We start from the raw sequence: 20,353 nt of genomic DNA on the forward strand, positions 1-20,353 counted from the left end.
GTGAGGGATCAACCTTTTCGGCGGGGTCGGCGCTAGAATGCGAGGACCGTTGACGACAAAGGAGCAAGGTTATCATGCGTACACAAAATCGCTTGTTACTGGTCGCTCTGTTGGTGGCCTGTCCGCTCAGCGCCGTGGCAGCCGACGACGAAGCCCCGTCGGCCGAGCCAGACGTCACAATCCAGAAAGATGGCGACAACTTCGTGCAGGAATACAAGGCAAACGGCTTCGTTTATGCGGTGAAAATCACGCCCAAATATGGCAAACCGTACTATCTGGTACGTGCTGATGGCACCAGCGGCCAGTTCATTCGCGCAGATCAACCGGACATGCTGATCCCCCAATGGGTATTATTCAGCTGGTAACGCCTTACATTCACTTTTTGCTGGCAGTGTTCATATGTCCGTTTTTACTCCCCTGGCTCGGCCTGAGCTGGAAGCTTTTCTCGCCCCATACGGGCTCGGCCAACTGCGTGATTTCCAGGGCATCGCAGCCGGAAGTGAAAACACCAATTTCTTTATCAGCATGGAACAGGGCGAGTTCGTGCTGACGCTGGTCGAGCGCGGCCCGGTGCAAGAGATGCCGTTCTTCATCCAACTGCTGGACGTCCTGCACGACGCCGACCTGCCGGTGCCCTACGCCCTGCGCACCACCGACGGCCAGGCGCTGCGCGAGCTGAAAGGCAAGCCAGCGCTGCTGCAGCCGCGCCTGTCCGGCAAGCACCCGACCGAACCGAACACCCAGCACTGCGTGCAGATCGGTGAGCTGCTGGCGCACATGCACCTGGCGACACGTGAGAAAACCATCGAGCGCCGCACCGATCGGGGCCTGGATTGGATGCTGAAAGAGGGCAGCAATTTCATCTCGCATCTGGACGAGACTGAAGGCGCGCTGCTGAAGGCGTCGGTTGAAGAAATCGCCCGCGAGCAGGCGAAGATCATGGCGCTGCCTCGGGCCAACGTGCACGCCGACCTGTTCCGCGACAACACGCTGTTTGAAGGCACCCACCTGACAGGCGTGATCGACTTTTACAACGCCTGCTCGGCGCCGATGCTGTACGACGTGGCAATTGCAGTAAATGACTGGTGCTCGTTTGAAGACGGCAAGATCGATGCGCCACGGGCTCGCGCGCTGCTGGGTGCCTATGCCGCGCTGCGACCGTTTACCGCAGCAGAGGCTGAATTGTGGTCGACGATGCTGCGCGTGGGCTGCGTGCGGTTCTGGCTGTCGCGCCTGATCGCCGCCGAGACCTTCGCCGGGCAGGACGTGCTGATCCACGATCCGTCCGAATTCCGCAAACGCCTGGAACAGCGTCAGGAGACGCACATTCCGTTGCCGTTCGCGTTGTAAGCCTTCGCGTTGTCTACCCGGTAGGCACTGCTGGCCTCGGACACCCGAGCGAGTGAGCTTACTCACAAAGACCGCATTTCAGACACAACATCTGGTTTGAATGTATTGACCTTTTCGTAAGCAAGCTCACTCCCACAGGTAAAACGCGTCACTTGTAGGAGCGCGCTTGCCCGCGAGCCGATCTGCAGGGCGCTACAAACTCTCCAAACACCCCGCCAGATCATCCGCCAGCTTGCTCAACAGCTGCTCGTACCCCTGAGCCGTCGCAGGCGTGTACCCACCCAGCCCGTCCAGCTCCGCCAGCTTCACCGGCAGCCCGGCGCTCAATGTATCGGCCAGTTTCGGGCGCAGTGGCGGCTCGCTGAACACGCACGTCTTGCCGTATTCAGCCAATCGCGCGCGCATGGCGGCAACGTGCTGGGCGCCGGGCTGCACATCGTGGCTCACCGCAAACACCCCAGCGTGCTTGAGCCCGTAGGCCTCTTCGAAGTAATCGAACGCCTCGTGGAAGACGAAATACTTCTTGTCGGCAATGCCCGCCACGCGCTGTTTGATCTTCGCGTCCAGCGCGTCCATCCGCGCGTCGAAGGCTTTGACGTTGCTGTCGTAGCGAGCGGCGTTGGCCGGGTCAGCCTGGCTCAGGTCAGCCGCCATCTTCGCAGCGATCACCCGCGCATTGACGGTGGACAGCCAGAGGTGGGCATCGACGCTGCCGGGGCGGTGATCGTGGTCATGTTCGTCGTCATCGCCGTCGTCGTCAGGGTGCTCGCTACTGGCGGTGAAGGTGCGCAAGTGCATGCCGGGCAATGACTGAACCGGCACGGAGACTTTGGTGCGGCCGGTCAGGACGCGTGGCAGAAAGGTTTCCATGTCCGGGCCGATCCAGTAGAGCAGGTCGACCTCCTGCACGCGCCGTACGTCGGACGGGCGCAGGGCGTAGTTATGCGGCGAAGCGCCCGGCGGCAGCAGCACTTCCGGCACGGCGATACCGTCCTGCACGGCTGCTGCGATCAGTTGCAGCGGCTTGATGCTGGTCAGCACACGAACGTCGGCCTGGGCGGTGGAGAGGGTGGAAAAACCGGTGATGAATACGACAAAAAGTAAAAAAAGTCGGGACACGATGACCACTCATGGGGGTAGGAACGGGTAACATAATAACGTCTCTCTCAAAAGCCGTCGCCGCTCATGTCTAAAACTCCACTGGCCAGCCGCCCCCACGATCACTCCCATTGCGTGCACAGCGCACTCGCTGAAGCCGATGCGCTGTGCGCTGGTAAAGGCCTGCGCCTGACCGCTCTGCGTCGTCGCGTGTTGGAGCTGGTCTGGCAAAGCCACAAGCCGCTGGGCGCGTACGACATCCTGGCGGTCCTGAGCGAAGAAGACGGCCGCCGCGCCGCGCCGCCCACCGTTTACCGCGCGCTGGATTTCCTGCTGGAGCATGGCCTTGTGCACCGCATTGCCTCGCTCAACGCCTTCGCCGGCTGCAACCACCCGACCCACGCGCACCAGGGCCAATTCCTGATCTGCCGCGAGTGCCATGCGGCCATCGAGCTGCAACATGGCGCCATCAGCGCAGCCATCGTCAATGCGGCCAATGAGGTGGGCTTTGCCGTGGAAACCCAGACCGTCGAAGTCGTCGGGGTGTGTGCTGGCTGCAAGGCCGCCTGATGAGCGACGCACTGATCCGCCTGCAGGGCGTTAGCGTCACGCGTTCGGGCCAGAGCGTGCTGGATAACATCCAACTGAGTGTCAACTCTGGCGAGATCGTCACCCTGATCGGCCCCAACGGCGCGGGCAAGACCACATTGGTGCGCGCTGTTCTCGGCCTGCTCAAACCCGATTCGGGCGATGTCTGGCGCAAGCCGAAGCTGCGCGTCGGTTACATGCCGCAAAAACTTCAGGTCGACGCCACCCTGCCGCTGTCCGTGCTGCGCTTCTTGCGCCTGGTGCCGGGTGTTGACCGCGACACTGCGCTAGCCGCTCTGGTTGAAGTGGGCGCCGAGAAAGTCATCGACAGCCCATTGCAGGGTATTTCCGGCGGCGAAATGCAGCGGGTGCTGCTGGCCCGCGCGCTGCTGCGCGAGCCTGAATTGCTGGTCCTCGACGAACCGGTGCAGGGCGTCGATGTAGCCGGACAGGCCGAGCTTTATGCGCTGATCACACAGCTGCGCAATCGCCACAAATGCGGCGTGTTGATGGTCTCCCACGACCTGCACCTGGTGATGAGCACCACCGACCAGGTGGTCTGCCTGAATCGTCACGTGTGCTGCTCCGGCCACCCAGAGCAGGTCAGCAACGACCCGGCGTTCGTCGAGCTGTTCGGCCAGAACGCGCCGAGCCTGGCGATCTATCACCACCATCACGACCACGCGCACGACTTGCACGGCGAGGTCTGCCAACCCGCGCCAACACACGACCACGCCCATTCGCACCCTCACAATCATGACCACGGGGACAGCTGCAAGCATGGCTGATTTTCTACTCTATGCCTTGCTCGCAGGCCTCGCGCTGGCCGTTGTGGCCGGTCCACTGGGTTCGTTCGTGGTCTGGCGGCGCATGGCCTATTTTGGCGACACCCTGTCCCACGCCGCCTTGCTCGGCGTGGCTTTGGGCTTTTTGCTGGACATCAGCCCCGCCATCGCCGTAACCGTCGGCTGCCTGTTGCTGGCGATTCTCTTGGTCACCCTGCAACAACGGCAGCCTCTGGCCTCGGACACGCTGTTGGGGATTCTCGCCCCAAGCACGTTGTCCCTTGGACTTGTGGTACTGAGCTTCATGCGCGAGGTGCGCATCGACTTGATGGGTTACTTGTTCGGCGACCTGTTGGCGATCAGCCCGACTGATCTGGCCTGGATTCTCGGCGGCAGCGCGGCGGTGCTGGTGTTGATCTGCGCGCTTTGGCGTCCGCTGCTGGCCATCACCGTGCACGAAGAACTGGCCACGGTTGAAGGCCTGCCGGTGGCGACGCTGCGCATGACACTGATGCTGCTGATTGCCGTGGTCATTGCCGTAGCGATGAAAATCGTCGGGGTTTTGCTGATCACGTCCTTATTGATCATCCCGGCGGCTGCGGCACAACGTCACGCCCGCTCACCCGAGCAAATGGCGCTGGGCGCCAGCGTCATCGGTATCCTCGCGGTTTGTGGCGGCCTGGCCCTGTCATGGTTCAAGGACACCCCCGCAGGCCCGTCGATCGTGGTCTGCGCAGCTGCTCTGTTCCTGCTCAGTTTCCTTTTGCCCAAGCGGTAGAACCTTGTCTGGTAACTGGAGTCATACTCGGCAATCATGGAATGGCGGCAATGTGCAATGATTTGATCCATCGCTGCCCCGCGTGATCCGTTATTTTCGGTGCAAGGCACTTATGTGTAGACTTGCTCGTTTTTTGCGCAAATAGAGAATCGCAGGAATGAAGCCGTTCCCATCCCGTTATCTGCTGCTTGCTGCATTTTCCGTGCTGTTGGTTGCCTGCCAGAGCAAGCCTGTGGAGGCCCCGGCTCCGGTTGAGCCGCCTGACGCCTATCAGCAGCTGGATCAGAACATCGCCAGCAGCGAACTGGCCACCGCTGAAGACCAGCTCGCCGCCTTGCAGAGCAAGAACGCTGACGATCCGCGCCTGGAGCAATACCAGCGCAAACTGGCCGAGGCGTACCTGAGCCGCAGCCAGATCGTGCTGCAAAAAGGCGACGTCAATGCCGCCGCCACTGCCCTGAGCCGTGCTCGCGCGCTTATGCCAAAGGCTCCGGCGCTGACCAGCGGCGTGAATGGCGCCATCGCCAATGCCCGCAAGGCTGAGCTGGACAAGGCTGAAGCCGAGCTGCGCGCGGCAGAAGCCAAACGCACTGCGAAGATCATCGATCCGACTGTCGAGAGCACGACCATTGCGCTGAAGATCACCGATTCGAAGCAATTGCGTCGCCAGTTGAACGACATCGCCGCCGACGTCGCCGCGTTTAACTGCGATGTAACCGTTCAGGTGCCACGCACCGACGACTACCCTTGGCTGGCCACTCTACTGACCAAGCGCGTAACTAAGATCAACCCGGATTTCGAGCTGCAGATCCAGCGCGAGATCGAGAAGACCGAGCCTGCGCAGATCATCTTGAAGCCTGCAAAGCTCTGATCGCTTCTTGATCAAAAAAAAGGCGTTGCCCTCACAGGCAACGCCTTTTTTGTTGGCCAGATCGGCGCTTCACATCTCTGTGGGAGCGAATTCATTCGCGAGACGGCAGCACATCCGACACTTCTCTATCGAATACACGATTTCTCGCGAATGAATCGCTCCCACAGAAAAACACCACCTCATTGCAGCCTTAACTCACGCCGGAATCGCCTTGGCCTTCGGCTCCCGCGCCCAGACCCGATGCTGTTTGATGGCATCGAAGAAAGCCGCAAACGACTTGCTGTCAGACACCGCCAGCAGCCCGGCATCAGCCTCCAGACGCAGCAAGTCAATCAGCTCTTTCGCTTCGCCTGCGTAGGCAATGGCCTTGAGATGCTTGTAGGCCTCCAGTACGTAATGCAACGCGACGCCATTGCCACTCAACGCCTTGATCGACGCAGCGCCCCCAGGGATGAACACAGCGTCGAAGGCAATCGAAGGCAGCCCCTCAATCGACGCATCTACCGCCAACGTAGTGCCTGCGGCTGTCTTGACCGGGGCCGAGGTCGGGCCGAGCACCTTGGCGTGCGCCGCTTCGGCTTCAAGCGCCGCTTTCATGGCCGCCACGGCTTTGTCGTCCACTCCATCGGCGACGATAATCGCCACCTTGCGTGAAGCGATATCGCCGGACAGCAGGTTAGCCTGGCTCAACAGCGGCGACTTATCCACAGTAGGCTTGCCGGTCTTTTGCGCCTTGACCGTCGGGCCTTTGGGCGCAGGCAAACCGAGGTTCGCAGCCACCCGGGTCGCCAGCGTCATGTCGATGTTGGCAAGGATTTCGTTCACCTGCCGCGCCCGAATATGCTCGCGCTCGACTTTGCCGAGTTCGAAGCTGTAAGCCGCGATAATGTGCTCCTTCTCGTGTTCGCTCATGCTGTTGAAAAACAGCGTGGCTTGCGAGAAGTGGTCGGCGAACGAAGGGCTGCGTTCACGCACCTTGTGCGCTTCGACGCGCTCTTGGTACGTCTCGAAGCCGCCATCTTCAGGGCCTGCCGGGGTCTCTTTAGGCCAGCCACCATCGATCGAATTGGGCTCGTATGAGGCCCGCCCCTTGTCGATGGTCATGCGGTGTTGCGCATCACGCTGCCCGCTATGGTTGGGCGAGACAGGCCGGTTGATCGGAATCTCGTGAAAGTTCGGCCCGCCCAGTCGGCTGATTTGCGTATCGGTGTAGGAAAACAGCCGGCCTTGCAGCAGCGGATCGTTGGAGAAGTCGATGCCCGGTACCACGTGGCCCGGGCAGAATGCGACCTGCTCAGTCTCGGCGAAATAATTATCGGGGTTGCGGTTGAGCACCATCTTGCCCAGCGGCGTCACCGGCACCATTTCTTCGGGGATGATTTTGGTCGGGTCGAGCAAGTCGAAATCAAACTTGTGCTCATCTTCCTCGGCGACGATCTGTACACCCAATTCCCACTCGGGATAGTCGCCCAACTCGATCGATTCCCACAGATCGCGACGGTGGTAATCGGTGTCTTTACCGGCGAGCTTTTGCGCCTCGTCCCACAGCAGCGAGCAGGTGCCGTACTTGGGCTTCCAGTGGAATTTGACGAACGAGGATTTGCCCTCGGTGTTGATCATGCGAAAGGTGTGAATCCCGAAGCCTTGCATGGTACGCAGGCTTTTCGGAATGGCCCGGTCGGACATCGTCCACAGGACCATGTGCGCGGATTCCGGCACCAGGGAAACAAAGTCCCAGAAGGTGTCATGAGCCGAACCGCCCGTAGGGATTTCGTTGTGCGGCTCCGGTTTTACGGCGTGGACGAAGTCGGGAAACTTGATCGCGTCCTGGATGAAAAACACCGGCATGTTGTTGCCGACCAGGTCGTAGTTGCCCTCGCCGGTGTAAAACTTCACCGCAAACCCGCGCACATCACGCACCGTATCGCCCGAACCGCGTGGGCCTTGAACAGTGGAAAACCGCACGAAGACCGGAGTTTTCTTCCCCGGATCCCGCAGGAATTCAGCCTTGCTCAGCGCCGAATGGTTCTCGTAGGTCTGGAAGTAACCATGGGCTGCGGTGCCGCGGGCGTGAACGATACGCTCCGGAATGCGCTCGTGGTCAAAATGCGTGATCTTCTCGCGCATGATGAAGTCTTCGAGCAGCGACGGGCCGCGATTGCCCACTTTGAGGGTGTTCTGGTTATCGGAAACCTTGACGCCTTGGTTGGTCCGCAATGCTTGACCGGTCGCGTCGGAACGAAATGTCTCGAGGCTGTCGAGCTTTTCGTTGGTGTTGCCACGGTCCAGCGTGTCGGTGCCTGCCAGATCGCTTTTAGGGGTAGCACTTACTGGTGTCGGTTTTTTCGTAGCCATCAGACAAAGACTCCTCGGTTCAGGCAGCTCTTTTCTCGTTCTTCCATGGGAAAGCCGGTATGAGCTCGGTAAGCAGAAATTTCCCTCACAGCAAAAGGGAAATTTCAGCGCTTATGTAGTGACTGAGGATAAAAATGGCCGTTCCGTTTTTTTTTCGACCTTTGGTCTAACGTTGCACCAGCTGCGCAATCTCGGCCTTTATGACCGTTCGGCAGGTCAGCTGCCAAATAAATGCTAAGAATGCTGGGCCCAACCCAGGCCCGACAGGCTAAAATGCGCGCCCGGTTTATCCAGCCGAGGCGATAAACGGCCGAAATGGCATCGCCATGCAGCTCGCCAGTGAGCTGATTCTCCAACGCGCCCCCACAAGGTTCGCTACGTGATCGAGTTTCAAAACGTCCATAAAACCTATCGGGTCGCCGACAGGGAAATTCCCGCACTGCACCCCACCAGCCTGCGGATCGAAAATGGTCAGGTGTTTGGCCTGATTGGCCATTCCGGTGCTGGCAAAAGCACCATGCTGCGCCTGATCAATCGCCTGGAAGCCCCCAGCGGCGGCAAGATCACTGTCGATGACGTCGATGTCACGGCACTGGATGCCGATGGCCTGCGCGGCTTTCGCCAACAGGTCGGGATGATCTTCCAGCACTTTAACCTGCTGTCGTCCAAGACCGTGGCCGACAACGTCGCCATGCCGCTGACGCTCTCCGGGACCCTGTCCAGGGCGCAGATCGATCAGCGCGTGGCCGAGTTGCTGGCACGGGTGGGTCTGTCCGACCACGCGAAGAAGTATCCGGCGCAGCTGTCAGGCGGTCAGAAGCAGCGCGTCGGCATTGCCCGGGCGCTGGCGACCAAGCCGAAAATCCTGCTATGCGATGAAGCCACTAGCGCCCTCGACCCGCAGACCACGGCCTCGGTCCTGCAACTGCTGGCCGAGATCAACCGCGAGCTGAAGCTGACCATCGTGCTGATCACCCATGAAATGGACGTGATTCGTCGCGTTTGTGATCAGGTGGCGGTCATGGATGCCGGGGTGATCGTTGAGCAGGGCGCTGTGGCGGATGTATTCCTGCATCCCCAGCACCCGACCACGCGCCGTTTCGTGCAGGAAGACGAGCAGGTCGACGAGAACGATCAAAATTCGGACTTCGCTCACGTGCAAGGTCGCATCGTGCGTCTGACGTTCCAGGGCGATGCGACCTACGCGCCGCTGTTAGGCACCGTCGCCCGGGAAACCGGTGTGGACTACAGCATCCTGGCCGGTCGCATCGACCGCATCAAGGACACTCCCTATGGGCAACTGACGCTGGCCATCACCGGCGGCGACATGGAGGCTGCGTTCGCTCGTTTCACTGCGGCTGACGTTCATATGGAGATCCTGCGCTGATGGAAACCCTGGCCACTCTGTTTTCCAACGTCGACTGGTACGAAATCTGGGTCGCGACCGGCGACACCCTGATCATGCTCGGCATCTCTCTGGCCTTCACGGTGCTGCTGGGCCTGCCCCTGGGCGTATTGATGTTCCTCACTTCGCCGCGCCAGCTGCTCGAGAACAAGCCGGTCTACGCCACCATTGGCCTGATCGTGAACATGCTTCGCGCGCTGCCCTTCATCATTCTGCTGATCGTGATGATGCCGCTGACCGAGATCATCACCGGGACCTCGCTGGGGATTCTCGGCACGCTGCCGCCGCTGATCGCAGGCGCGACGCCGTTCTTCGCCCGTCTGGTGGAAACCGCGCTGCGTGAAGTGGATCGCGGGATTATCGAGGCCATTCAGGCGATGGGAGCCACGACTCGGCAGATCATCGTCAAGGCTCTGTTGCCGGAAGCCCGCCCGGGCATTCTGGCGGCGATCACTGTCACGGCCATCGCCCTGGTGTCGTTCACTGCCATGGCCGGTGCCGTGGGCGCGGGCGGCCTGGGCGACCTGGCGATCCGCTACGGGTATCAGCGCTTCCAGAACGATGTGATGTTCGTGACGGTCGTATTGCTGTTGGTGCTGGTGCAGATCCTGCAAACCGTGGGCGACAAGCTGGTCGCGCACTTTTCACACCGTTAACCGTATTCGCCGGCCCTGCTCACAGGCATGGGCCGGCACATGCGCGCCGCCCGGCGCGTATTTCAAGGAGTCGATATAAATGAAGAAGCTGTTGGCTGTATTCGCTGCAGTGGCTGCCCTGTCCGCCCACGCCGATGACACCCTGACCGTCGCCGCGACCGCCGTGCCGCACGCCGAGATCCTCGAGTTCGTGAAACCGGCCCTGGCCAAAGAAGGCGTGACGCTGAACGTGAAAGTCTTCAACGACTACATTCAGCCGAACGTGCAGGTCGATCAGAAGCGCATGGACGCCAACTTCTTCCAGCACCAGCCTTACCTGGATGAGTTCAACAAGGGTAAAGGCACGAACCTGGTGAGCGTGGCCAAGGTTCACGTCGAGCCGTTTGGCGCCTACTCGGACAAGATCAAAAACCTGGCGGACCTGCCGGACGGTGCAACCGTCGCGCTGCCTAACGATGCCACCAACGAAGGCCGAGCCTTCCTGCTGTTGGTCAAAGCCGGTCTGATCACGCTGAAAGATCCGAACAGCATCACCGCCAAACCGAGCGACGTACTGCAGAACCCGAAAGCCCTGAAATTCCGTGAGCTGGAAGCCGCAACCCTGCCACGCGTGCTGACCCAGGTCGATCTGGCGCTGATCAATACCAACTACGCGCTGACCGCCAAGCTCGATCCGACCAAGGATGCGCTGATCATCGAAGGTCAGGAGTCGCCATACGCCAACATTCTGGTCACTCGCGAAGACAACAAGGATTCGCCAGCCATCCAGAAACTGGTCGCCGCGCTGCACAGCCCGGAAACCAAGGCGTTCATTCTCGAGAAGTACAAAGGGGCTGTGGTTCCAGCGTTCTAAAACATGTGCGCGTCTGCCGCATCCTCTGCGGCAGACGCACGGTTTTACCCCGCTCGCACGACCTCGGCGGTCACCAGATCGCGAATCACGCTCGGGTTGCGTCGCCCGCCCAGCGCGCCATTCAACACTCCGTCCAACTGACCATGAAAATACTGCTCGATGCGCAGTCGCGAACGCGCGGCCGGTCGGCCAGTGGGGTTAGCGGAGGTGGACACCAGCGGGCCGGTCAGGGCGCACAGTTCGCGCACTTGCGGGTGATCGCTGACCCGCAGGGCCACGGTTTCGCGTCCGCCGGTGATCCAGTCCGGCAGCAGCCCCTGATGAGGCACGAGCCAGGTGTTGGGGCCGGGCCAGGTGCTGGCCATGCGATCGATCCACAGCTCGGGGAAATCCTCGAACAGAAAGTCGAACTGACGGATGTTGTCGGCAATCAGGATCAGCCCTTTTTCCACAGGCCGTTGCTTGATCGCCAGCAAGCGGTAGACCGCTTCGGCATTCCAGGGGTCGCACCCCAGTCCCCAGACCGCTTCGGTTGGATAGGCAATCACCGCCCCGGCCCGGACATCTTGTGCGGCTTGTTGCACACGCCAACTGCTGACCATCGCTCGCTCTCCGATTTAACGCTGGCGGGCAGTTTAACCTCAGGGCGCCCGGGCAAACCATCGTCCCGCCTCACAGGCCACGCAGCCGTCAAGTTCAAGCTCGGTGAGCGCCGCCAGAACCTTGGGCAGGGGCCAACCGGTGTTGGTGGCAAGGTCCTCGTTGGTCTGCGGCGCAGCATGCAGTAAAGCGAGCAGCGGGTGAGCGGGGGTTGCGGTGTTTTGCGGAAGGTCGTTGCTGGGCGGCAGGTTTTTCCAGCCCTGCAATCCTTCAAGGATGTGGTCGACCGTTTCGACCAGAATCGCGCCGTCGCGAATCAACTGATGACACCCTCGCGCGCCCGGGTGGTGAATCGATCCAGGAATCGCATAGACCTCACGACCTTGCTCCGCCGCCAACCTGGCGGTGATCAACGAACCACTGGCCACACTGGCCTCAACGACTAACACGCCCAGCGACAGCCCGCTAATGATACGGTTACGCCGGGGGAAATTACTGGCGTGAGGTGGGGCGTCCAATGGCAGTTCTGAAACCACTGCGCCTCCCTGAGCCACGATGTTCGCTGCAAGCTGGCGATGCCGCTGTGGATAAAGTTTTTCGATCCCCGTTCCCAGCACCCCAATCGTGGCGCCTTTCACATCCAGAGCACCCTGATGCGCGGCGCCGTCGATACCCAAGGCAAGGCCGCTGGTGACGACAAATCCAGCGCCGGCCAGGCTGCGGGCAAACGCCTTAGCCGTGTCGAGCCCCGGCCTGGAAGCACGCCGACTGCCGACCATTCCCAGCTGTGGACGATCGAGCAAAGCGCGATTGCCGGCGATAAAAAGCAGGGGTGGTGGATCGGGAATTTCGGCGAGCAACGCGGGGTAGTCGGGATCGTCCCACATCAGCAAATGCTGGCCCGGATGCTCTATCCAGGCTAATGCAGCGCTGGCGCCATCGCGTACGTCGGGGTCACGGCGGGCGCCGGCACTGGCCGCAGGAAGACCTAATGATCGCCATGCAGAGGCGGGTGCGCTGAGGGCAGCGGACGCACTGCCGAAGGCATCGATAAGGGTTTGAAAACGTTTGGGACCGATTTCGGGCAGCCTGTGAAGACGAATACGCGCCTCGATCTCGGCAGGCGACTGCCCGGTTTTTTCGAACAACGGCATCAGATCTTCCTTGATCCGGCGCCCACCCCAAGGGGTGGGTCAACCTGTGGATAACTCTGTTAACAACGTTTAGATAAGTGAAGCATGCCGGTGGAAAAATGTGTGTTGAAGCTGATACATAGCATTACGGATTGCGTACCTTGTCGTTCACCGCCAAAGATCTGGTCGCGTGCAGGACCATGGCGTAACTCAGGCGATTGTAGGTGCGGAAAACCATCAACAGCCCAGCGCGTTCGTCCGGAATCTTCACCTGCTCGCCGGTGATTCGGTCACGCACTTTTTCGCCCGTCTTGTAGATCGCCAGCACGTTGCCCTCGGACAGGCCATCGAGCTTGCCGCGGTCAAGGGTCACCACGTCGAACTCGCCGATCTGCGTCACGCCACGGGGCACGTCGATGATCACGCCGTTGATTTCCTGCTGCGGCTCGCTGGGAATAAAGGTGGAGTTGATCGCGCGCTCCTCGCTGACGAACAGGCGGTCGCCCAAGCGCACCTCCTGAGTGGAGCGCTGCATCTGTACGGTCGCGATGTCGCCTTCGGTGGCGACCACTTCGCCGCTGCCGATGTCGTCGGCGTTGATGCCCAAGGCGATGTTGGTTTCAGGGTCGAAGTAGGTTTTGCCCTTGCGGAAGATGCCGTAGGACACGTGATCCGGGCTGAAATGGCCACGGGCGTAGATCCGGTCGCCCGCGCCGCTGAGCACGCGCTCGCCATTGCCGGCGACCACATAAGGGGCGTCGTCGAACTGATTGGCGCTGTCCATGATGCGGTTGTTCAGCAGAAAGGCGTTGATCGCGCCCAGAGGAATGGTCGGAATCGCCTCGGCGATCGGCGTGCTGCGCACACGCGGTGACAATTTGATGGTGCCGCGCGACTCGCCGCGACTGGCAACGATTCGGGGTTGGCCGTCCACGTAGATCAGCGTAAGGGTGTCGCCGGGGTAGATCAGGTCCGGGTCATGCACCTGCGGATTGGCGCGCCAGAGCTGCGGCCACTTCCATGGCTGGCTAAGAAACTTCCCGGAAATGTCCCAAAGTGTGTCACCGGCGACAACGGTGTAGCGCTCTGGATGACCGTCCTTAAGTTGTACTTGCGCCTGAACAAGGCCTGTCGCGGCCAACAGCAGCAGGGCGAGTAGTGATTTCCTCATGCGGTGAATCCCTTTATCATGTTGGCTTCGCGTGAAACATTGAGTCTTGCGAGACTTCTGTTTTTCAAGGGCTGCCCGCTTGTCTTGTAACGCCCCAAGCCTAGCAGCCGATTTTGACTTTACCCTACAAGTGCAGCTCTTACGTATATGGCCATTTTAAACATTCTGGAATTTCCCGATTCGCGCCTGCGCACCATCGCCAAGCCGGTGGCTGCTGTGGACGACGGCATTCGCCAGTTGGTCGACGACATGTTTGAAACCATGTACGAAGCGCCTGGCATCGGTCTGGCCGCGACGCAGGTTAACGTACACAAGCGCGTCGTTGTTATGGATCTCTCGGAAGATCGCAGCGAGCCCCGGGTTTTCATCAACCCTGAGCTTGAGCCGCTGAGCGAGGAGATGGATCAATACCAGGAAGGCTGCCTGTCCGTTCCCGGTTTTTACGAGAATGTCGACCGCCCACAGAAGGTCAAGGTCAAGGCGCTGGATCGCGACGGCCAGCCCTACGAATTGATCGCTGAAGGCCTGCTCGCGGTGTGCATCCAACACGAATGCGATCACCTCAACGGCAAGCTGTTCGTCGACTACCTGTCTACGCTCAAGCGTGACCGGATCAAGAAAAAGCTGGAAAAACTGCACAAGCAGAACGCTTGACCCTTCCCTACTCGTAGGAGCGCGCTTGCCCGCGATGCGTCGTGCCAGTCACATTCGCACTATCAGTCAAACTTCTTCGCGGGCAAGCGCGCTCCTACAGCCATCCTCACCAACGAGAAGCCCATGACTGAGCCACTGCGCATCGTCTTCGCCGGCACCCCGCAATTCGCCGCCGAACACCTCAAAGCCCTGCTCGACAGCCCTTACGAAGTGATCGCGGTTTACACCCAGCCGGATCGCCCGGCGGGCCGTGGCCAAAAGCTGATGCCCAGCCCGGTCAAGCAACTCGCTCTGCAATACAATATTCCCGTGCTGCAACCGCCGACCCTGCGCGCCCCCGAGGCACAGGCCGAACTGGCAGCGCTCAAGCCCGATCTGATGGTGGTGGTCGCTTACGGTCTGATCTTGCCGCAGGTGGTGCTCGACATCCCGCGTCTGGGTTGCATCAACAGCCACGCATCCTTGCTGCCACGCTGGCGCGGTGCGGCGCCGATTCAACGCGCCGTGCAGGCAGGCGATGCCGAAAGCGGCGTCACCGTGATGCGCATGGAAGCAGGCCTGGACACCGGCCCGATGCTGCTCAAGGTGGTCACGCCCATCACCGGCGACGACACCGGCGGCACGCTCCACGATCGCCTGGCCGAACTGGGCCCGCCTGCGGTGGTGCAGGCCATTGCCGGCCTGGCCGAAGGCACGCTGGTGGGCGAAGTGCAGGACGACGGCCTCGCCACTTACGCGCACAAGCTCAATAAAGACGAAGCGCGCATCGATTGGTCGCGTCCGGCCGACGAGCTTGAGCGTCTGGTGCGCGCCTTCAACCCGTGGCCGATCTGCCACAGCACCCTCAATGGCGAAGCCTTGAAAGTGCTGGCCGCGCAGGTCACCGAAGGGCAGGGCGAACCGGGTACGATTCTCGGCGCCAGCAAGGACGGCTTGATCGTCGCCTGTGGACAAGGCGCACTGCGCCTGACACGCCTGCAACTGCCGGGCGGCAAGCCGCTGGGCTTTGCCGACCTGCTCAACAGCCGCCGTGAGAAATTCGCGACGGGGACCGTGCTGGGCCTCTCGGTTGACGCGCAATGAACCCGCGTCTGGCCGCCGCCAAGGCTTTGGCTGCCGTGCTCAGCGGCAAGGCTTCGCTGAACAGCTCGCTGCCCGCTCAACTGGACAAGGTCGATGATCGTGATCGAGGCCTGACTCAGGATCTCGCATTCGGCACTGCGCGCTGGGAGCCTCGGCTGTCGGCGCTGGCCGCCAAGCTGCTGCAAAAACCGTTCAAAACCGCTGATAACGATGTCCACGCACTGCTGCTGGTCGGTCTGTATCAGCTGTTCTATTCGCGCATCCCGGCCCACGCTGCCATCGGCGAAACGGTCGGTTGCGCCGACAAACTGAAAAAGCCCTGGGCCAAGGCCTTGCTCAACGCCGTGCTGCGTCGCGCCCAGCGTGAAGGCGAGGCGTTGTTGACCGAGCTCGAACACGACCCGGTGGTACGCACTGCGCACCCGCGCTGGCTGCAAAAAGCCCTGAAGGCCGCGTGGCCTGAACATTGGGAAGCCATCTGCGCCGCGAACAACGCGCATCCGCCGATGATTCTGCGGGTCAATCGCCGTCACCAAACCCGCGATCACTACCTGCAGCTGCTGCAGGACGCAGGCATCGCGGCGACGGCCAGCACCTTCAGCCAGGACGGCATCGTGCTGACCGAGCCGGGCGACGTTCGCTCGCTGCCGGGCTTTGCCGAAGGCTGGATCAGCGTTCAGGACGAAGCCGCGCAGTTGGCTGCAGACCTGCTGGAGCTGGCGCCGGGCCAACGCGTGCTCGACGCCTGCTGCGCGCCGGGAGGCAAGACCTGCCACCTGCTGGAAGTGCAACCAGGTTTGTCCGGCGTGGTGGCCGTGGACCTGGAAGCCAAGCGCATGGTCCGCGTCAAAGAGAACCTCGACCGCCTGGGCCTGAGCGCAGAACTCATCGCCGCCGATGCCCGCGCCACCCATCAATGGTGGGACGGCAAGCCGTTCCAGCGCATCCTGCTCGACGCGCCATGCTCGGCGACAGGCGTGATTCGTCGTCACCCGGATATCAAGCTGACCCGTCAGGCCGACGACATTCCGGCCCTCGCGACCCTGCAGGGCGAGCTGCTCGACGCGCTGTGGCCGACGCTGCAAGTGGGCGGCATGCTGCTGTACGCCACCTGCTCGACGCTGCCAACCGAGAACACCAAAGTGATCGAGGCCTTCCTGGCCCGCACGCCGGGCGCTCGCGAGCTGGACATCGCCGGGCAGCGAGGCAACCCGCCGCCGGGCCTGAAACAGCCACACGGCCGGCAGCTGCTGGCGCAGGAAGGCGGGCATGACGGGTTCTATTACGCCAAACTGATCAAAATCGCGGCCACGTCATAATTCATTTCTGTAGGAGCGCGCTTGCCCGCGATTGCGGTATGTCTGTGGCGCATTCGTCGACTGACACGACCCTTTCGCGGGCAAGCGCGCTCCTACAGAGATCGACGTCGCGGGAATCATCATTTCAGGGAGAGACTGATTGAAAATCATCATTCTCGGTGCCGGCCAAGTCGGTGGCACGCTGGCGGAGCATCTGGCCAGTGAAGCCAACGACATCACCGTGGTCGACACCGACGCCGATCGCCTGCGTGCACTGGGCGATCGTCTGGATATCCGCACGATCCAAGGTCGCGGCTCGTTCCCGACCGTGCTGCGTCAGGCTGGCGCCGACGATGCGGACATGCTGGTCGCGGTGACCAGCAGCGACGAAACCAACATGGTCGCCTGCCAGGTCGCCTACACCCTGTTTCACACCCCGACCAAGATCGCCCGCGTGCGCGAATCGGCGTACCTGACCCGCGCAGGCCTGTTCGACAACGACGCCATTCCGGTCGATGTGCTGATCAGCCCCGAGCAGGTTGTCACCAACTACATCAAGCGCCTCATCGAATACCCCAGCGCCCTGCAGGTCATCGACTTCGCTGAAGGCAAGGTGCAACTGGTTGCCGTGAAGGCTTATTACGGCGGCCCACTGGTGGGGCAGCAGTTGCGGCAATTGCGCGCACATATGCCGAATGTGGATACGCGGGTGGCGGCCATTTTCCGTCGTGATCGTCCGATCATTCCGCAAGGCGATACGGTTATCGAAGCGGACGACGAAGTCTTCTTCATCGCCGCCAAGGCGGACATTCGCGCGGTGATGGGCGAAATGCGCAAGCTGGACGTCAGCTACAAACGCATCGTCATCGCCGGGGGCGGGCAGATTGGTGAACGGCTGGCCGAGGCCATCGAAAACCGCTACCAGGTGAAGATCATCGAGATGAACCCGGCGCGCTGTCGTTACCTGTCGGACACCCTTGATAACACGGTGATCCTGCAAGGCAGCTCGTCGGACCGCGATTTGCTCGTGGAAGAGAATATCGACAACGCCGACCTGTTCCTGGCCCTGACCAACGACGACGAAGCCAACATCATGTCCTCGCTGCTGGCCAAACGGCTGGGGGCGAAAAAGGTCATGACCATCATCAACAACCCGGCCTATGTGGACCTGGTGCAGGGTGGCGAGATCGACATCGCGGTCAGCCCGCAGCTGGCGACCATCGGCACGCTGCTGGCCCACGTGCGTCGGGGCGATATCGTCAGCGTGCACTCACTGCGGCGCGGTGCTGCCGAAGCCATCGAGATCGTGGCCCACGGCGATGTGAAGTCGAGCAAGGTTGTCGGCAAGGCGATCATGCACATCAACCTGCCACCGGGCACCACCATCGGCGCGATCACTCGCGACGAACAGGTACTCATCGCCCACGACAGCACAGTCATCGAATCCGGCGACCACGTGATCATGTTCCTTGTGGATAAAAAGCATATCCGCGACGTGGAGCGGCTGTTTCAGGTGGGCCTGAGCTTTTTCTGAAGGAGGGTCAGCGTGCTCGAATCACTGGAAAAGATGCTTGCCAAAGGCATGGACAACGCCCTGCTGCGCTTCGGTCTGGGCAAGGGGCATCTCGATGCGGGGGATTACGCCAAGGCCGCTGGGCACCTGCAGCGCTGTGTGGAATTCGACCCCAAGTACTCGGCGGCGTGGAAGCTGCTCGGAAAGGCATGCCTGGCTGCCGGGGATAACGCCAAGGCGCGTCAGGCGTGGGAGCAGGGGATTCAAGCAGCTGTCGGCCATGGCGACAAACAGGCCGAGAAGGAAATGATGGTGTTTCTCAAAAAGCTGGATCGCAAGGCCGAGTAACACGACCGAAAGCGTTCGGCGAATCCGAGAGCGCCCCGGATCATTGTGGGAGCGAATTCATTCGCGAGACGCCAATGCAGGCGATGCATATTCGTTGCCTGTCACATCGCATCGCGAATGAATTGGCTCCCACAGGTTCAGCACATGTCCTAAAGATCAATACCAGCGCTTCTCGCCCTCAGGCCGTTTCTTGAAGCGCTTCATGGTCCACATGTACTGGCTGGGGTACGCCCGCACATACTTCTCCACCACCTTGCTCATCGCCGCCGCCGAGGTCTCGGTGTCGGTGCTGTACATGTCATCCGGCGCAGCTTCCAGGACCACCTTGTAGCCCGAACCATCTTCCAGACGCATCGCGTGGAGGAACACCCCCACTGCCTTGCCACCGGCCAGCATGTTTGGCACGAATTTGCTGGTCAATGCCACCGTCCCACAGAACGGTACGAAAATGCCTGCCGACTCTGCTGGCTCCGGGTCTGCGGGAATCCCCACCGAGCCGCCTTTGCGCACCTCTTTGATGACGCTGAGGATGCCTTCCTTGGTCGACGCAGCCACACGGTTGCCTAGTTGCACGCGCTGCTTTCGCAGCAGTTCGTCCACTGCCTTGAGCTTGGGTGGGCGATAGAAAATGATCGGTTTGCACTGGCTGCAATAGAAGTGGTTCAGCACCTCCCAGTTGCCTAGGTGGCTGGTAATACCGACCACGCCTTTGCCAGAGGCCAGCGCCTCTTTCAGGACATGCAGGCCTTCAACTTCGCGCACCAGATTGATGGATTTTTGCGCAGGCCAGATCCACGCACAGGCGCTTTCTGTCAGGGTCTTGCCGATGTCCATCAGGCTGCGGCCCACCAGCGCTTCAAGTTCGCTCGGGTTCAGCTCGGGAAAACACTTGGAAAGATTGATACGCGCGACCTCACGCGAACGGTTGGGCAGCTTCCACATCAGCCAGCCAATGCCGATGCCGACCCACTGCACGGCGCGCCACGGCAAGAGGGCAAACAGCCGTAACGCCCCGACCATCATGGCGCCTTTGAACTTATCCACAGATCACTCCTGAATCGATGAGGCGGGCATTGTAACCATTCAGCACAAAACGTTCGCCCAACTCACTGTCTGGGCGGAAATCCTGTGGGAGCGAATTCATTCGCGAGACGTCGGTACAAACGACAGAAATGGATTGACTGTACCGGCCAATCGCGAATGAATTCGCTCCCACAGGTGTTCAGCTATTACGTGTTGACCAACTGCGCATACCGATCACAATCGGTCGTGTGGTCCATGACCATCCCGGTCGCCTGCATGTACGCATAACAGATGGTCGGCCCGACAAAGGTGAATCCTGCTTTCTTCAATGCCTTGCTCATGGCTTCGGCTTCAGGGGTGATCGCCGGGACTTCGCTGCGGTCCTTGAAATGGTTGACCTTGGGCTTGCCGCCGACAAAGGACCAGACAAACGCCACCGGGTCTTCCAGCCGCAGCCAGGCCTGGGCGTTCTTGCGCGCGCCATTGAGCTTCAGGCGATTGCGCACGATGCCGGGTTCAAGCATGAGCGCTTCGATCTCGGTGTCGGTCATGGCGGCGACCCGTTTGACGTCGAAGTTGAACAGCACTTCGCGGTAGCGAGCGCGTTTCTTCAAAATGGTGATCCACGAGAGGCCGGCCTGGAACCCTTCGAGCAATAGAAACTCGAACAGCATCTGCGCGTCGCGCAGCGGCACACCCCACTCTTGATCGTGGTAGTCCATATAAAGTGGATCTTCGTTGCACCAAAAGCAGCGTGGCATAGGGCTCCCAAGGGTGGAGGCGCTGCCGAA

The 20,353-nt window shown here is 60.9% G+C and carries 21 protein-coding genes; 14 read left to right on the forward strand and 7 right to left on the reverse strand.

All coding sequences use genetic code 11. The annotated features are described in order from the left end of the window. Positions 1-74: 74 nt before the first annotated feature. Both AC07V9_RS17960 and AC07V9_RS17965 read left to right on the forward strand, forming a co-directional pair. Positions 75-365: a DUF2782 domain-containing protein gene (locus AC07V9_RS17960; RefSeq protein ID WP_495017006.1), complete on the forward strand. Its 291-nt coding sequence runs from the start codon at positions 75-77 to the stop codon at positions 363-365. Positions 366-399: 34 nt separating this feature from the next. Further along, positions 400-1,350: a homoserine kinase gene (locus tag AC07V9_RS17965; protein ID WP_495017007.1), complete on the forward strand. Its 951-nt coding sequence runs from the start codon at positions 400-402 to the stop codon at positions 1,348-1,350. Positions 1,351-1,542: 192 nt separating this feature from the next. Here AC07V9_RS17965 and AC07V9_RS17970 read toward each other — a convergent pair whose 3' ends face one another. Then, the gene (locus AC07V9_RS17970) at positions 1,543-2,469 is read right to left on the reverse strand and encodes a zinc ABC transporter substrate-binding protein (RefSeq protein ID WP_495017008.1); all 927 of its coding nucleotides are present in this window, start codon (positions 2,467-2,469) and stop codon (positions 1,543-1,545) included. A gap of 66 nt (positions 2,470-2,535) precedes the next feature. Between AC07V9_RS17970 and zur the strand changes: the two genes are divergently transcribed. The 4 genes from zur (at position 2,536) to AC07V9_RS17990 (ending at position 5,470) form a co-directional block, all read left to right on the forward strand. Then, the gene (gene zur, locus AC07V9_RS17975) at positions 2,536-3,018 is read left to right on the forward strand and encodes a zinc uptake transcriptional repressor Zur (protein ID WP_495017009.1); all 483 of its coding nucleotides are present in this window, start codon (positions 2,536-2,538) and stop codon (positions 3,016-3,018) included. Next, on the forward strand, positions 3,018-3,824 hold the full coding sequence (gene znuC / locus AC07V9_RS17980; RefSeq protein WP_495017010.1) for a zinc ABC transporter ATP-binding protein ZnuC: 807 nt from the start codon (positions 3,018-3,020) through the stop codon (positions 3,822-3,824). Before zur ends, znuC begins: the two co-directional genes overlap by 1 nt. Beyond that, positions 3,817-4,599: a zinc ABC transporter permease subunit ZnuB gene (gene znuB / locus AC07V9_RS17985; RefSeq protein WP_495017011.1), complete on the forward strand. Its 783-nt coding sequence runs from the start codon at positions 3,817-3,819 to the stop codon at positions 4,597-4,599. Before znuC ends, znuB begins: the two co-directional genes overlap by 8 nt. Before the next feature lie 157 nt (positions 4,600-4,756). Then, a complete protein-coding gene (locus AC07V9_RS17990; RefSeq protein ID WP_495017012.1) occupies positions 4,757-5,470 on the forward strand; it encodes a PA5502 family lipoprotein in 714 nt (237 codons plus the stop codon). Positions 5,471-5,665: 195 nt separating this feature from the next. On the opposite strand, the gene katE is transcribed toward AC07V9_RS17990, so the two are convergent. Next, on the reverse strand, positions 5,666-7,825 hold the full coding sequence (gene katE / locus AC07V9_RS17995) for a catalase HPII (RefSeq protein ID WP_495017013.1): 2,160 nt from the start codon (positions 7,823-7,825) through the stop codon (positions 5,666-5,668). 379 nt (positions 7,826-8,204) lie between these two features. Between katE and AC07V9_RS18000 the strand changes: the two genes are divergently transcribed. The 3 genes from AC07V9_RS18000 (at position 8,205) to AC07V9_RS18010 (ending at position 10,739) form a co-directional block, all read left to right on the forward strand. Continuing rightward, complete coding sequence (locus AC07V9_RS18000) at positions 8,205-9,212, forward strand: methionine ABC transporter ATP-binding protein (protein WP_495017014.1); 1,008 nt, start codon at positions 8,205-8,207, stop codon at positions 9,210-9,212. Continuing rightward, a complete protein-coding gene (locus AC07V9_RS18005; protein ID WP_495017015.1) occupies positions 9,212-9,886 on the forward strand; it encodes a methionine ABC transporter permease in 675 nt (224 codons plus the stop codon). Before AC07V9_RS18000 ends, AC07V9_RS18005 begins: the two co-directional genes overlap by 1 nt. A 79-nt stretch (positions 9,887-9,965) precedes the next feature. Next, positions 9,966-10,739, forward strand: coding sequence for a MetQ/NlpA family ABC transporter substrate-binding protein (locus AC07V9_RS18010; protein ID WP_495017016.1), 774 nt, complete (start codon positions 9,966-9,968; stop codon positions 10,737-10,739). A 44-nt stretch (positions 10,740-10,783) separates the two neighbouring features. Here the strand turns inward: AC07V9_RS18010 and tsaC are convergent, their stop codons facing one another. From tsaC to AC07V9_RS18025, 3 genes are all read right to left on the reverse strand, one after another. Beyond that, the gene (gene tsaC / locus AC07V9_RS18015) at positions 10,784-11,341 is read right to left on the reverse strand and encodes an L-threonylcarbamoyladenylate synthase type 1 TsaC (RefSeq protein ID WP_495017017.1); all 558 of its coding nucleotides are present in this window, start codon (positions 11,339-11,341) and stop codon (positions 10,784-10,786) included. Between the two features lie 39 nt (positions 11,342-11,380). Then, complete coding sequence (gene dprA, locus AC07V9_RS18020; RefSeq protein WP_495017018.1) at positions 11,381-12,493, reverse strand: DNA-processing protein DprA; 1,113 nt, start codon at positions 12,491-12,493, stop codon at positions 11,381-11,383. Positions 12,494-12,617: 124 nt separating this feature from the next. Further along, the gene (locus tag AC07V9_RS18025) at positions 12,618-13,643 is read right to left on the reverse strand and encodes a LysM peptidoglycan-binding domain-containing protein (RefSeq protein ID WP_495017019.1); all 1,026 of its coding nucleotides are present in this window, start codon (positions 13,641-13,643) and stop codon (positions 12,618-12,620) included. Positions 13,644-13,790: 147 nt separating this feature from the next. Between AC07V9_RS18025 and def the strand changes: the two genes are divergently transcribed. From def to AC07V9_RS18050, 5 genes are all read left to right on the forward strand, one after another. Next, on the forward strand, positions 13,791-14,297 hold the full coding sequence (gene def / locus AC07V9_RS18030; protein ID WP_495017020.1) for a peptide deformylase: 507 nt from the start codon (positions 13,791-13,793) through the stop codon (positions 14,295-14,297). Between the two features lie 123 nt (positions 14,298-14,420). Next, positions 14,421-15,380: a methionyl-tRNA formyltransferase gene (gene fmt / locus AC07V9_RS18035; RefSeq protein ID WP_495017021.1), complete on the forward strand. Its 960-nt coding sequence runs from the start codon at positions 14,421-14,423 to the stop codon at positions 15,378-15,380. Beyond that, positions 15,377-16,699, forward strand: a complete 1,323-nt coding sequence (gene rsmB, locus AC07V9_RS18040; protein WP_495017022.1) for a 16S rRNA (cytosine(967)-C(5))-methyltransferase RsmB — start codon at positions 15,377-15,379, stop codon at positions 16,697-16,699. The genes fmt and rsmB overlap by 4 nt, the downstream gene beginning before the upstream one ends. Before the next feature lie 139 nt (positions 16,700-16,838). Then, positions 16,839-18,212: a Trk system potassium transporter TrkA gene (gene trkA / locus AC07V9_RS18045; RefSeq protein WP_495017023.1), complete on the forward strand. Its 1,374-nt coding sequence runs from the start codon at positions 16,839-16,841 to the stop codon at positions 18,210-18,212. A 33-nt stretch (positions 18,213-18,245) separates the two neighbouring features. Then, positions 18,246-18,539, forward strand: coding sequence for a tetratricopeptide repeat protein (locus AC07V9_RS18050; RefSeq protein WP_495017086.1), 294 nt, complete (start codon positions 18,246-18,248; stop codon positions 18,537-18,539). A 156-nt stretch (positions 18,540-18,695) separates the two neighbouring features. Here the strand turns inward: AC07V9_RS18050 and AC07V9_RS18055 are convergent, their stop codons facing one another. Both AC07V9_RS18055 and AC07V9_RS18060 read right to left on the reverse strand, forming a co-directional pair. Next, entirely contained in the window at positions 18,696-19,583 is an 888-nt protein-coding gene (locus AC07V9_RS18055; RefSeq protein ID WP_495017024.1) for a lysophospholipid acyltransferase, read from the reverse strand. A 185-nt stretch (positions 19,584-19,768) separates the two neighbouring features. Further along, positions 19,769-20,323 (reverse strand): DNA-3-methyladenine glycosylase I, encoded by a 555-nt coding sequence (locus tag AC07V9_RS18060; RefSeq protein WP_495017025.1) that lies wholly within the window; start codon positions 20,321-20,323, stop codon positions 19,769-19,771. Positions 20,324-20,353 lie beyond the last annotated feature (30 nt).

Source organism: Pseudomonas sp. GW821-FHT02A11 (genome assembly GCF_059421985.1).

Bases quoted from the DNA above. Each gene is read 5' to 3' on its own strand.
- AC07V9_RS17990 (WP_495017012.1), top strand. From the start codon at position 4,757: ATGAAGCCGTTCCCATCCCGTTATCTGCTGCTTGCTGCATTTTCCGTG.
- rsmB (WP_495017022.1), top strand. From the start codon at position 15,377: ATGAACCCGCGTCTGGCCGCCGCCAAGGCTTTGGCTGCCGTGCTCAGC.
- AC07V9_RS18025 (WP_495017019.1), bottom strand. From the start codon at position 13,643: ATGAGGAAATCACTACTCGCCCTGCTGCTGTTGGCCGCGACAGGCCTT.
- AC07V9_RS18050 (WP_495017086.1), top strand. From the start codon at position 18,246: ATGCTTGCCAAAGGCATGGACAACGCCCTGCTGCGCTTCGGTCTGGGC.
- tsaC (WP_495017017.1), bottom strand. From the start codon at position 11,341: ATGGTCAGCAGTTGGCGTGTGCAACAAGCCGCACAAGATGTCCGGGCC.
- AC07V9_RS18010 (WP_495017016.1), top strand. From the start codon at position 9,966: ATGAAGAAGCTGTTGGCTGTATTCGCTGCAGTGGCTGCCCTGTCCGCC.
- zur (WP_495017009.1), top strand. From the start codon at position 2,536: ATGTCTAAAACTCCACTGGCCAGCCGCCCCCACGATCACTCCCATTGC.
- fmt (WP_495017021.1), top strand. From the start codon at position 14,421: ATGACTGAGCCACTGCGCATCGTCTTCGCCGGCACCCCGCAATTCGCC.
- def (WP_495017020.1), top strand. From the start codon at position 13,791: ATGGCCATTTTAAACATTCTGGAATTTCCCGATTCGCGCCTGCGCACC.
- AC07V9_RS17960 (WP_495017006.1), top strand. From the start codon at position 75: ATGCGTACACAAAATCGCTTGTTACTGGTCGCTCTGTTGGTGGCCTGT.
- znuB (WP_495017011.1), top strand. From the start codon at position 3,817: ATGGCTGATTTTCTACTCTATGCCTTGCTCGCAGGCCTCGCGCTGGCC.
- AC07V9_RS17965 (WP_495017007.1), top strand. From the start codon at position 400: ATGTCCGTTTTTACTCCCCTGGCTCGGCCTGAGCTGGAAGCTTTTCTC.
- znuC (WP_495017010.1), top strand. From the start codon at position 3,018: ATGAGCGACGCACTGATCCGCCTGCAGGGCGTTAGCGTCACGCGTTCG.
- AC07V9_RS18060 (WP_495017025.1), bottom strand. From the start codon at position 20,323: ATGCCACGCTGCTTTTGGTGCAACGAAGATCCACTTTATATGGACTAC.
- katE (WP_495017013.1), bottom strand. From the start codon at position 7,825: ATGGCTACGAAAAAACCGACACCAGTAAGTGCTACCCCTAAAAGCGAT.
- AC07V9_RS18005 (WP_495017015.1), top strand. From the start codon at position 9,212: ATGGAAACCCTGGCCACTCTGTTTTCCAACGTCGACTGGTACGAAATC.
- dprA (WP_495017018.1), bottom strand. From the start codon at position 12,493: ATGCCGTTGTTCGAAAAAACCGGGCAGTCGCCTGCCGAGATCGAGGCG.